Genomic DNA, 11,811 nt, shown 5'->3' with positions numbered 1-11,811 from the left:
GGGGGGCGCCTGGGCGCCGGGCATCCTCTTGCTGGTGCTGATGGCGACGGCCGGGGCCGGCGGCGAACAGCAGGACTCCGTGCGTTTTGACGTGAAGATGCTGGTTCGCGGAGTCGGCGACGAACAGATAGACCTGTCCCGTTTCGAACGCCCCAACATTGTGTCGCCCGGCCAGTACCGCGTCGACGTGCATGTGAACGGACGATGGCGCGGCGCGCTGGCCATGGATTTCCGCGGTTCCGGGCCGGAAGGGGCGCAGCCCTGTTATACGGCCGAATTGCTGCGCAGCGTTGGCATCGACATGGACAAGATCGGCCGCAATGCCGCGGAGCGCAGCGAGCGGACACTGGGCGACGTGCCGGTCTGCGACGGCCTCGCCAGCTACGTGCCCGGCGCGCAGGTGAAGTTCGACATGGCCGAGCAGACCCTGTCCCTGACCGTGCCTGCGTATTACCTCGACTCGGGCAATGCCGGCACCTATGTGGACCCGGCCTATTGGGACCGCGGCATTACGGCGGCGCGTCTGGGCTACACGACCAACCTCTACACGCAGGAAACGAACGGGCAGCGCCGCAGCCGGGGCTACCTGAGCCTGAGCGGGGTGCTGAACGCCGGCGCCTGGCGCCTGCGGCACGACGGCTACGCAAGCTGGTCGTCCCGCACAGGCACCACCTACCAGCGGGGCCAGTTGTACGCCGTCACGGACCTGCCCGCCTGGCGCTCGCAGCTTCTGCTGGGGGAAACCTCGACGGACGGGCGCTATTTCGACGCGGTCTCGTTTCGCGGCGTGAGGCTCAGCAGCGACGAGCGCATGCTGCCCGACGACCGCCGCGGCTACGTTCCCACGATCCGCGGGACGGCCCGGAGCAATGCCGCGGTCAGCGTCTACCAGCGCGGGTTCCTCGTCTACGAAACGACGGTGGCGCCCGGCCCGTTCGCGATCGAGGACCTGGGCGCGGCCAGCTACGGCGGGGACCTCACGGTGCGCGTCACCGAAGCCGACGGCCAGGCCTGGAGCTTCATCGTGCCGTTCGCCACCGCCGTGGATCTGCTGCGTCCCGGAGAGACGCGCTATTCCGTCTCGGTGGGGCAGGCCATGGCGTCGGGTTACCGCAGCAGCGGCCAACGCGTGTTCGAAGGCGTGGTGCGCACGGGGCTGAGCGACCTGATTACCGGCTATGGCGGCCTGGCCTTCAGCGACTACTACAGTTCGGTGTTGGCCGGCGCCGCATTGAACACGCGGCTCGGGGCGTTCTCGGGCGACGCCACGGTCGCCCGCGCCCACCTGCCGGGGGGGCGGACGTCCGGCTCCAGCTACCGCGTCTCCTACAGCAAGAACCTGCCCAATTCCGGCACCAATTTCTCGCTGCTCGCGTACCGCTATTCGACCAGCGGGTTCGTGGGGCTGAACGAGGCCATCGCGCTGCGCGACGCCCCGCACGTCGGCGGCTACGGGGACCTGGGCAGGCTGCGCAACCGGCTCGATACCTACATCAACCAGGATCTGGGCGGAAATGGCTCGATGTACCTGAATGGCTCGGCGCTGCAGTACTGGAACCGCCCGGGCAGCGCGCTCAACTACAGCGTCGGCTATCGCAGCAGTTTGGGCCGGGTGTCCTATGCGCTGAGCCTGCAGCGCGTGCATGCCCTTTCCGCGGGCGGGCTGTACACGCCGAACCGCGGCCGCAGCACCGTCGTGACCCTCAATCTGTCCATCCCGCTGGGCAGCGGCTCGTCGGCGGCCGCGCCGATGTTCAGCAGCTACACCAGCCACAGCAACCTCTCGGGCACCGACTCCGCCGTGGCGGTCTCGGGGGCGCTCGGGGACACCGGCAGGCTGAATTATTCGCTGTCGGCGTCCCGCAGCAGCCGCGCGGATACCTCCACCGCCAGCGGCAACCTGGATTACAGGGCCTCCGCGGCCAACGTGGGCGCCAGCGTGTCGCAGGGGGCGGGCTACCGCCAGGCCGGGCTGCGGGCCCAAGGCAACGTGCTGGCCCACGCGGGCGGGGTGACCTTGTCGTCGTCGCTGGGCGAGACCGTCGGCCTGGTGCGCGCGCCGGACGCCGAGGACGCCCGCGTCGGCATGGACCGCGGCAGCCGCGTGGACGGCCGCGGCTACGGCCTGGCCGCCAACCTGGCGCCGTACCGCCTGAACACCGTGGAACTCGACCCCGCGGACATGGCCGACGACGTGGAATTGCTGGCCAGTTCCCGCAGCGTGGCGCCGCGCGCCGGCGCCGTGGTGCTGCTGGACTATCCCACCCGCCGCGCCCGGCCGGTGCTGGTCAGCGTGCGGCAGCCCGATGGCGGCGTGCTGCCGTTCGGCGCCGAGGTCTTCGACCTTGCCAGCGGGGAATCCGTGGGCGCCGTCGGGCAGGGCAGCCGCATCGTCATGCGGGTGCGCGATGACCAGGGCGAAATCCGCGTGCAGTGGGGGCCGGACGCCGCGCAGCGTTGCCGCGTCGGCTATCGCCTGCCGCCGCGCCAGGGGCGGCAGGACGGTTTCGACATGCTGGACGCGGTCTGCGAACCCGAGCCCGAACCGCCGCCTCCGGCCGTCGGCTCGCCCGTGGCGGGGTTGTTGCCATGAGCCGCGCGCGCCGCCGGCTTGCGCTGGCATGCGCATTCGCCGCGCTGGCCGCAAGCGCCGGAGGGGCGCGCGCCGATCTTTCCGTGGACGGCACGCGCTTCATCTATCCGGCGCAGGAAAAGGCCATCACGCTGCGCGTCGGCAATCCCGGCAGCGCGCCCATCCTGGTGCAGATCTGGCTGGACCAGGGCGAGGCCCAGGACGACCTCGCCCGCTTGCGGGTGCCCTTCACGCCGATGCCGCCGCTGTTCCGGCTGGACCCCGGCGAACGCAAGGCGGTCCAGTTGCGCTATACCGGCGAGCCGCTGCCCCAGGACCGCGAGTCGCAGTTCTGGATCAACTTCATGGACGTGCCCGCGGCGGGCGAGCCGCGCGACGGGCTCAAGGTACAGATCAGCCTGTCGATGAAGCTGCTGTTCCGGCCCAAGGGCCTGGCGGGCGAACCGCGCAAGGCGCCGGGCGAATTGCGCTGGACCTACGACGCGGCCGGTTCGGCGCTGGCGGCGGAAAACCCGACGCCCTACAGCGTGACGCTGAGGACGCTGCGCGTGCGCGGCGCGCGGGATGCGGGCCTGGAAGGCGTGACCGTGCCGCCCTACGGGTCGGCGCGCCTTGCCTGGCCCGGGCCGCTGCCGCGCGCCGCGCGGGAACTCACGCTGGACTATGAAGCCGTGGACGACCTGGGGCTGGCCGCGGCGGGCAGCGCCTGGGCGGAAGCCGCCGCCGGTTCTTGAAACTTCGCTTGCGGACGCCCACGTCCGCGCGCTCTCTAGGAGAAAACCCATGTTCGACTTACGTTTGTCCGTTGCGCGGGCGGCGCTGGGCCGGCCCCGCGGCAAGGCCCTGGCGGGCGTGGCCCTGGCGGTCTGCCTGGCCGTGCCGGGCGGCGAGGCCGCCGCCGCGCGCCGCGCGGCAAAGGACTGCGTAGTGCAGAAATTCTCCGAAGGCGTGGGCACGGGCACCGGCTGGAACCCGCCGCAGGTAGGCAATATCGGCAGCGGCGTGCCGGTGGGCACTGTGCTGGCCACGCGCGGGTTGTCGATCTCTTCGCAATTCAATTACACGCGCAACTTGGAGGTCGATTCCCATGTGGTGCACGGCGCGCACTGGAACGGTATGGGGTGGTCGGGCATTTCCATTGTGCCTACGAATGTTCCTGGCGTCGGCCTACGCGTCAAGCCGGCCGGGGCGTCGTGGGCACTCAAGCTCGAACGGGAGATCAGGGCCTATGCCAGCCGCGCGCTTGAGTGGAGCGGGGAAGAGAACCCCCTCGATGCCTTTCCCAGCGGCCTCACAGTGGAATTGGTCGTGACGGGAACTATACCGTCGGGAATCTACCAGGTCACAGGGCCGGATCCCGACTTTTCCGCCGCGCGGATGACGATCAAGATGGTGCAGATGGCTTCCCAGCCCGCCTCCGGCGCGGATATTTCGCTCGAGTCCGGCAAGCTTTCGGCGGTGGTGTGCAATAGCGAAGCATGGTTCACTGTCGAAGAACTGATCACCATCGGCGGGGTGACGCCGCCTCTCGTCACGGCCGTGTGCAATGTGGACGCCCGCTACGTGGGGTACGGGCGCGAGGTCACAATGGGCCGGGTGGCGGTGGGGGACTTCCCTCGTCCGGGGGCGCGCGCCGGCACCGTGCCGTTCTCCATCTCGCTCAGCGACTGCGCGGCGGGCGCCAAGCCCAAGCTGGCGCTCTACGCCGGGGTGCAGGGGCTGGTGCCCGGCGTGCCGGCCTTGCGCGTCGACTCGGCGTTCGGCTATGCCCGCAACGTGGGCATCGTGCTGACCAGGCAGGGCGAGACGACGCCTTTGGCCATCGGCGCCGGCGCGGGGGACCTGAACTTTTATCCGTTTTCTAGCCGGCCTGCCGTCCAGGGGGCAACCGCCAATTTCGACCTGGAGGCGCATTATCAGCGCACGGACCACGACACGCCGGTGGCGCCTGGCGTCAGGCCCGGAAGGGCGAATTCCAGCGTGCGCTTCCAGGTGCGCTACGACTGATCCGCGCGGATCGGCAACACGGAAAAGCCCGGCGCCGCTTTCGTGGCGCCGGGCTTTTTCACGGCCTTGCGGGGAGCCGCCCCTGCGGTCTCCTCCTGTTAGAAGTAGTAGTAGGGCGGATCCATCACCCCATAGTTGATGCCCGCGGGCGGCACCTGCGTGGCGTGGCCTTGCGCGAGGTTGCCCTGCATGACGCCGTAATTGACGCCGACCAGCCCGCCGTAGATTTGGCCGGCGTTGTTGCGGTAGTCGATCATGCCGGCGGCGATGGAGTTGTCGATCCAGCCGTAGTTGACGCCGGCCAGGCCGCCCAGCGTCGCGCCCGTGGCGGTATAGCAGTAGCTACCGTTGGTCGAGCAGTTGTACGCGCCGATCACCGGGCCACTGGCGGTGGAGTTCTGGATCCTGCTGTTCGAGTGGTTCACGCCCGCGATGCCGCCCAGGTTCGAGTAGCTGCCGCCGGCGACGCTGCCCCATGCCATGCCGATGTTGATGGCGCCCGCGTTCTGCCCGGCGATGCCGCCCACATTGCTGTAGGCGCCGCCCTGCGCGCGGCTGCTCGAGCCCGAGGCCAGGATCGTGCCCTGGTTGAAGCCGACCAGGCCGCCCACCGACGCGTTGTTGCCGGCCCTGACATCCAGCACGCGCGAGGTGCTGTACGCGATCGTGCCGCTGTTCTGGCCCGCCAGGCCGCCGGCGCGGGTGTTGGCGTTGCTATTGGCCGCGTTGACCAGCGCGCCGCTGGCTTCGCCGTTGTCGATGGACGCGCCGATGCCGTTGGCGCCCACCAGGCCGCCGATGCTCGATGCCGCGCCCGTGTCGCGGACGATGCCGCTGGCCTTCACGTCGGCCAGCGCGCCGCCGGTGCTGTTCAGGCCGACCAGGCCGCCGGTGGAGGCGCCGTTGTACGCGACGACTTCGCCGGAGGCTTCGGACTGGCGGATCGAGCCGGTGTTCTCGCCGACCAGCCCGCCCGTGTTGCTGCCGGCGCCGCTGGAAACGCGGCCGGTGCTCGTGCTGCCGGCGATTGCGCCGCTGGCGCCGAGGTTCTTGCCGACCAGCCCGCCGACGCTGGCTTGGGCGTTGCCGGAAACCGCGCCGGAGCTGCTCACGCGCTCGATGATGCCGTCCTGGTTCAGGCCCACGGCGCCGCCGGTGTTCACGTACGCGCTGCTGGCCGTGACGGCGGCCGTGGTGAGCGAGTCCGAGATCTGCCCGCGGAGGTTGGCGCCGGCCAGCCCGCCGATCCCGCCGGCGTCATGGCGCAGCAGCGAGCCGCTGACGATGCCTTCGCTGCGGCTGCCCATGATGATGCCTAGGCTGCCGCTGTTGCCATTCGTATTGATGCCGACCAGGCCGCCCAGCGCATAGGTCTGCGCGCCGCCGTAGACACGGCCCGAGAAGCTGGAGTTGTCGATCGTGCCGCCCCGGTTGGTGCCTGCCAGGCCGCCGGTGGCGTTGGCGCGGTAGCCGTTGCCGTACAGCGTGGTGTTGGCCACCTTGACGTTGGCGATGCGGCCGGTATTGTCGCCGACCAGGGTGCCGATGGACATGGGCCCCAGGTTGGGCTGGCCGGAGTTCACGCCGATGGCGTCCAGGTTGAGGTCGCGGATCACGCCGGCCGAGGCCGCGAACAGGCCGGCGTTGGCGCCGCTGCCGCTGACGCTGAAGCTGCTGAGCGTGTGGCCCAGGCCCTCGAAGCTGCCGTTGAACACGCCGCTCTGGCTGCCGATGGACTGGAACGTGCCCGAACCGCGCAGATCCGTGCCCAGCACGTAGTAGCCGTAGAGGTTGTTGCTGACGGCCTGCATCTGCGCCAGGTTCTGGATGACCGTGTACTGCACGCCGTTGGAGGCGAAGCCGGCGTTGGTGCCGGACAGCGTGATCACGGCCTGGCCGGGCGCGCCGCCCAGCACGTAGTTGGCGGTGGGCGCCATGTGCGGGCCGGCGTTGGGGGCCGGCGTGGACGTTTCAAGCGACAGGCGGTTGGAAAGGCCGCTGAGCGTGATCTTGTTGTTGATGTCGATGCGTTCGTCGGCGGCCAGATTGAGCGCGGCCTGGCCGCCCGTGGCGGTCAGCGCGCCGTTGACGGCGACCTTGCCGGCGCCGCCGTGCCGCGCGTCCAGGGTCAGCGCGTTGCCGCTGGCCCACGCGATCGGCGCGTTCACCACCACGTCGCCGGCGGTGCTGCGCAGCTCGACGTTGGTGGTGGCGAGATTGTGCGTCAGCGTATCGGCGTGGATCGTGGGCTGGGCTGTCGTGGCCGTGTTTTCGACATTGACGGCCGTGCTGCGGATGCGGAACGTGCCGGTGCTGCCGTTGATGGCGCGGGTGTCGACCTGGGTGGCCAGGCGCACGGCCACGTGTTCGCCCGTTACGTCGACGGTGCCGCCGTTGCCGTAGGTGGCCAGGGCGCTGGCGTTCAGGCTGCCCGCCACTTGCACCAGCCCGCGGTCGCCGCCGTCGAGCACGATCCTGCCGCTGCGGTTGTTCAGCGTCTTGGCTTCGATGACGCCATTGTTGTTGACCACGGTTTCATACGGGCTGGCCGACGCGGAACGGCGGGCCTGCAAGGCCACCTGGCCGCCGTTGGCCCGGATCACGCCGGCGTTGCTGGCCAGGGCGTAGGCGAACGGGGCGCTGATTTCCAGGCTGAGCGGCCCATTGCCCATGCGCAGCGTGAACGTCTGGCCGCCGCCCAGCGCGACCGAGCCGCCGTCGGCCTGCAGCGTGCCGTAGTTGACGGCATGCGCGCCCAGCAGCGCGATCTCGCCGCCCGCGGCGGCGCGGATGGTGCCGTAGTTCTCGACCCGGCCGCTGGACGGGGCGCCCGCATCGAACGCGAACACGCCGTTGGCGTTGTTCATGAAGGCGACGGGGTCGATGGCCCGGGCGGACGCGACCAGGCCGCCTACGTTGACCTGCGCGCCGGCGCCGAACACGATGCCGTTCGGATTTACCAGGAACACCTTGCCCAGGGCGTTGATGGAGCCGCGGATCGAACTTTGGGGGCCCAAACCGCTGACATAGTTCAATGTCATGTCGTTCGCGCTCATCTGGTTGAACGTCACGCGTTCATTGCCGTTGACGTCGAAGGACTGCCAATCGATGACGGCCTTCGACGAGCTTTGGTTGATGATCGTGTCCGTGGCGTTTTGCCAGATGGCGGCGTTGCCGTGGGTGACCTTGCCGCCCGTCGGGCCCGCGAGCGCGGACGGCGCCAACGCCGTCAGGCCCGCCGCGGCCAGCGCCGCGGCGACCAGGCGCGCGCCCGTCACGCCGGACTTGCCGCGCCGGCGGGCGCATTCGCTGGCCACGGTCCAGCATGCCTTGCTGGCGTTCCATATCACTGCATGGGTCTTGTTCATGTCTTTCCTTAAGGGTTGGAGAACGCGCCCGGCGTGGCCGGGCGCGGTGCGACAGCACTCGGGAACGGCCAGTCAGAAGTACCGCGTGGCGCGCAGCCAGAATCGCGGTTCCGCCCGTGGGCCGCTGTGTTCGTCTTCCTTCTGGATGGGCCAGGCCACGGCGGCCATTACCTGGTGCCGCGGGCCGGATTGGGTCAGGCTCAGCCCGGCGGCGGACAGCCGCCGGACGTTGCGGGCGTCGTTCCAGGGGCGCCGGTTGACGGTGACGCGGCCCGCGTCGGCGAATGCCGCCAATTGCAGGCCGGGCGCGGGCAGATAGCGCAGTTCGGCGGTGGCCTGCCAGCCCTGGTCGCCGCTGGCCTCGCCGTTGGCGAAGGCGCGCACGCCATAGGGGCCGCCCAGGCTGAATTCCTCGGAACCGTCGAGGTTCCTGGACGCCAGTTGGGCGTTGAACTGCCCATACAGCATGAAAGGCCCGGCCAGGTTCTGCTGGCGCAGCAGCGTCAGGTTGGCCTTGCCGAAGCCGCCCGCGCTGCGGGTGTAGGCCTGGTCGCTGGCGCGCAGGCGCGGGCTGTCCAGCCGCAGCGACCCCCAACCCAGGGACAGGAAGCCGGCGCTGCGTCCGCCGCCGAACAGGCCGTCTTCGCCGGTGGCCGACAGCGAGGCGGTGGTGATTTGCACGCGCTTGCCGTCGCGGATGGAAAACAGGTCCATGGCGTCGCTCAGGCGCTTGTCTTCGTACAGCAGTTGCGCGCGCAGCCGGAAATGGCGGCCGTAGACGAGCGGCTGCTCGACGAAGAAGCCGGTGGTGCGCGCGGTGCCGTGCGCCTCCAGGATGGCGAAGTCGCGGCCCAGCTCATAGCGCATGTGGGACAGGCTCAGGCCCAGGCGGGTCAGCGCGGGCCCCACGGGCACCCGGTAGGAAGCCTGGTAGTAGCGCTGGCGCCGGTCGCTGGACAACAGGCGCAGGCCGAGCTGGTCGCCCAGGCGCAGGGGGCTGTCGATGTCCAGGTTGCCGCTCAGGCGGTACTCGCCCGTGTAGTAGCCGCCGAAGTTGTCGGCTTCGAGGCTGCCCGTTGCCAGCGGGGCGGGTTCGGCGTCGATGCGCAGCGTGGTCGACCCCGGCGCGGAGCCGGGGCGCAGCGTGCCCTGCACGGCGGCGCCGGGCAGGTCGCCCAGGCGTTGCAGCAGGCTTTCCAGGCGGCCTATGTGCACGGCGTCGCCGGTGTTCAGGGACGAAAGCCCCCGGCGCAGCACCGCGTCGTCCACGCGCGAGCGGTTGTCGAGCGCGACGTCGTCGTACACCCCTTCCTGCACCGCGATATTGACGACGCCGTCCTGGATATCCTGTGGCGGCAGATAGGCGCGCGCCAGCAGATAGCCGCGGTCCTGGTAGTAGCGGGTGATGCGGTCGGCGGCGGCGCGCAGGCCGTCCAGGTCCTGTTCGGTGCCCGCCAGGTCCGCCAGCGCCGCTTGCAGTTCGTCGTCGCCGTAGACGCGGTTGCCGGTCAGCGTGAAGCGCCGCAGGGCCAGCCGGGGGCCGGCCGCCTGGCCGGTCGCCGACGGCGCGGCGGGCGGCGTGGCGGAATCGTCCAGCGTCGGCCGCGCGGGCCGCGGCGCGATGGCGGGCGCGGTGCTTTCGATGTCGCGCATCGACCGGCCGGCGTCGGGAATCTGGGCGTGGGCGGCGGGCGGCGCGGCGGAGAACAGCAGGCAGGCCAGGCCGATGCGCAGGCGGTGTCCGGCCGGTGGGAAGGGAGGGGGGAACGCCGCGCCTGGGAATGCGGGAAGCGGGCCGGCGTGCGGCGCGGCACTGGGTCGGAACGGCATGAACGTGATACCAGTCCGCTGGGACCGATCCTATTTTTGCCGGACGGGCCGGGCCGTGAGCCCTGTGCTGGCGCTGGCTGTTGAGCAATGTTGCAGACCTACAAACTATAGGTAGCGCGATGCCCGGAGGATCTAGTAATGATCTGAATTAAATGAACAAGTAGTACTAAAACGTAGAAGCGCGGCGTTGCGGGGCCGGGCGGCGGCGCGCCCTTGCCGGTATTGGGTTTGTGCCGCGCGGAATCGCTTTTTCGCCCTGCCGGAGCGTCGCCCGGCGCCGCGAAGCTCGCTGTTTTCCGCCCTTTTTGCCGCGGACCGTCGTTTAGAATTTCCCGCACTCATGCCCCAGGGCAGGCAGCGCAAAACGAGGCGCTTGCATCATGGCGTTCGATCAGCGGGAGTAGCGGTGTCCGATCTCAGCATACGTGTGGCAATTGCAGACGATCACCCTGTGGTGCTGCGGGGCCTGGCTTCCGAACTGGAGCGCAACCCCGCCATGCGGATCGTCGGGCAGGCGACCGACTCCACCGAATTGATCGCGTTGTTGGACAGGCATTCCTGCGACGTGCTGGTGCTGGACTACGCCATGCCCGGCGGCAGCCACGGCGACGGCCTCGTGCTGATCTCGCACCTGCGCCGCCGCTGGCTGGATCTGCGCCTGGTGCTCTACACGATGGTCGACAACCCGGCGCTGCTGCTCGCGATCGTCAAGCATGGCGTCAAGGCCGTGGTCAGCAAGTCGGATTCGATGGATCGGCTGGTCGACGGCGTCTACGCCGCCCACGGCGGCCGGCGGTATTACTCGCCGCTCATCAAGGACATGCTGCTGGAAACCATGATGGTGGCCGAAACCGACAGGCTGACGCCCCGCGAGGCAGAGATCGTCCGGCTGTTCTGCGCGGGCGGCACCATCACCGAGATCGCCGAGCGCCTGCACCGCAGCGTCCAGACCGTCAGCACCCAGAAGCGCAGCGCCATGCGCAAACTGGGCGTGAACCGCGACGTCGATCTCATCAAGCTGTTCAGCGATCTCCCTTCCAAGGCGCTGGTCCCGCAAGGCTGAGCCCCGCCGTTCCCGTCCGGCTTCCGCGGCGAAGCCGGCGATCGCCGTTTCCCCCGTTCGCAAGGCTTGCAGCCCGCGCTTCGCGCGCCGGGCGGGGCGCGTCTTGACCCTGATTCCGCGCGTGCATTATGCTTGTTCTTTATTAAGGAACATCAGTTCCTTATTTTGGAACTATTATGAGCATATTGGATGGCGTGCAGCGCGTGTTGGCGCTGTATGCGGACGGCGCGACGGAACTGAGCTTCACGGATGTGGCGGGGCGCCTGGCCCTGCCCAAGAGCACGGCGTCGCGCTTGCTCAACCAAATGCAGAGCTACGGGTTGCTGGACCAGGACGCCGCCACGCGCCGCTACCGGCCGGGCGCGCTACTGGCCCAGGTCGCGCGGGCGGGCATGGCGGCCACGCCGCTGGACGACGCCTGCCGGGCCGTGCTGGTGCGCCTGTCCGACGACAGCGGCCTGACCGCCTACCTGTCCACCCTGAACCAGCGCGAAACCGTGGTGCTGCAACGGCTCAACGGCTCGCATCCGGTGCAGGTGCTGTCGCCGCCGGGCTCGCGCCGTGCCGCCTCGGGCACCGCCATGGGCCGGGCGCTGCTGTCGCGCCTGAACGAGGCCGAGTTCCAGGCGCTGTACGGCGCCGACGCGGACCGGCCGCTGCCCGTGGAAGGGCGGGATTGCCCCGCCACCGTGGGCGAACTGGCCCGCGTGGTGGCGCGCATCCGCGCGGACCGCTGCGGCGTCGCCATCGACCAGGCCATGCCCGGCATCGGCGCGGTGGCCGCGGCGGTGCGCGACCCGTCCACCGGCGAACTGCGAGGCCTGTGCCTGTCCTTCGTTTCCTTCCAGGCCGACGCCGAGCGCGTCGCGCGGCTGCGCGAATCCGTATTGCAGCAGGTAGGGGCATTGGGGCGCGAACTGAACGATCCCTATTGGCTTGCCTGAATCTCC

Annotated in this window: 7 protein-coding genes; 5 read left to right on the top strand and 2 right to left on the bottom strand. The window is 69.8% G+C overall.

What is annotated here, in order from left to right; genetic code table 11:
- Nucleotides 1-34: 34 nt before the first annotated feature.
- From WHX56_RS23410 to WHX56_RS23400, 3 genes are read left to right on the top strand one after another with little or no spacing between them, the layout of a single operon-like run.
- A complete protein-coding gene (locus tag WHX56_RS23410) occupies nucleotides 35-2,593 on the top strand; it encodes a fimbria/pilus outer membrane usher protein (protein ID WP_338881826.1) in 2,559 nt (852 codons plus the stop codon).
- Nucleotides 2,590-3,327 (top strand): molecular chaperone, encoded by a 738-nt coding sequence (locus WHX56_RS23405; RefSeq protein WP_338879147.1) that lies wholly within the window; start codon nucleotides 2,590-2,592, stop codon nucleotides 3,325-3,327. The genes WHX56_RS23410 and WHX56_RS23405 overlap by 4 nt, the downstream gene beginning before the upstream one ends.
- Nucleotides 3,328-3,376: 49 nt before the next feature.
- A complete protein-coding gene (locus WHX56_RS23400; RefSeq protein WP_287751608.1) occupies nucleotides 3,377-4,600 on the top strand; it encodes a fimbrial protein in 1,224 nt (407 codons plus the stop codon).
- 98 nt (nucleotides 4,601-4,698) lie between these two features.
- Here WHX56_RS23400 and WHX56_RS23395 read toward each other — a convergent pair whose 3' ends face one another.
- Together WHX56_RS23395 and WHX56_RS23390 are read right to left on the bottom strand one after the other, a co-directional pair.
- Nucleotides 4,699-7,968: a GLUG motif-containing protein gene (locus WHX56_RS23395; protein ID WP_338879146.1), complete on the bottom strand. Its 3,270-nt coding sequence runs from the start codon at nucleotides 7,966-7,968 to the stop codon at nucleotides 4,699-4,701.
- 72 nt (nucleotides 7,969-8,040) lie between these two features.
- Nucleotides 8,041-9,798, bottom strand: coding sequence for a ShlB/FhaC/HecB family hemolysin secretion/activation protein (locus WHX56_RS23390; RefSeq protein ID WP_338879145.1), 1,758 nt, complete (start codon nucleotides 9,796-9,798; stop codon nucleotides 8,041-8,043).
- A 427-nt stretch (nucleotides 9,799-10,225) separates the two neighbouring features.
- Here WHX56_RS23390 and WHX56_RS23385 point away from each other — a divergent pair, with 427 nt between their 5' ends.
- Nucleotides 10,226-10,861, top strand: a complete 636-nt coding sequence (locus WHX56_RS23385) for a response regulator transcription factor (protein WP_244234953.1) — start codon at nucleotides 10,226-10,228, stop codon at nucleotides 10,859-10,861.
- Between the two features lie 176 nt (nucleotides 10,862-11,037).
- On the top strand, nucleotides 11,038-11,805 hold the full coding sequence (locus tag WHX56_RS23380; protein ID WP_287751614.1) for an IclR family transcriptional regulator: 768 nt from the start codon (nucleotides 11,038-11,040) through the stop codon (nucleotides 11,803-11,805).
- Nucleotides 11,806-11,811: the final 6 nt, after the last annotated feature.

Origin of the sequence: Achromobacter veterisilvae (assembly GCF_037619525.1) — a bacterium.
Taxonomy (GTDB): domain Bacteria; phylum Pseudomonadota; class Gammaproteobacteria; order Burkholderiales; family Burkholderiaceae_B; genus Achromobacter; species Achromobacter veterisilvae.
The sequence above is the reverse complement of the archived record's forward strand: the minus strand, read 5'-3'. Positions and strand labels throughout refer to the sequence as shown.

Bases quoted from the DNA above. Each gene is read 5' to 3' on its own strand.
- WHX56_RS23405 (WP_338879147.1), top strand. From the start codon at position 2,590: ATGAGCCGCGCGCGCCGCCGGCTTGCGCTGGCATGCGCATTCGCCGCG.
- WHX56_RS23400 (WP_287751608.1), top strand. From the start codon at position 3,377: ATGTTCGACTTACGTTTGTCCGTTGCGCGGGCGGCGCTGGGCCGGCCC.
- WHX56_RS23395 (WP_338879146.1), bottom strand. From the start codon at position 7,968: ATGAACAAGACCCATGCAGTGATATGGAACGCCAGCAAGGCATGCTGG.
- WHX56_RS23390 (WP_338879145.1), bottom strand. From the start codon at position 9,798: ATGCCGTTCCGACCCAGTGCCGCGCCGCACGCCGGCCCGCTTCCCGCA.
- WHX56_RS23380 (WP_287751614.1), top strand. From the start codon at position 11,038: ATGAGCATATTGGATGGCGTGCAGCGCGTGTTGGCGCTGTATGCGGAC.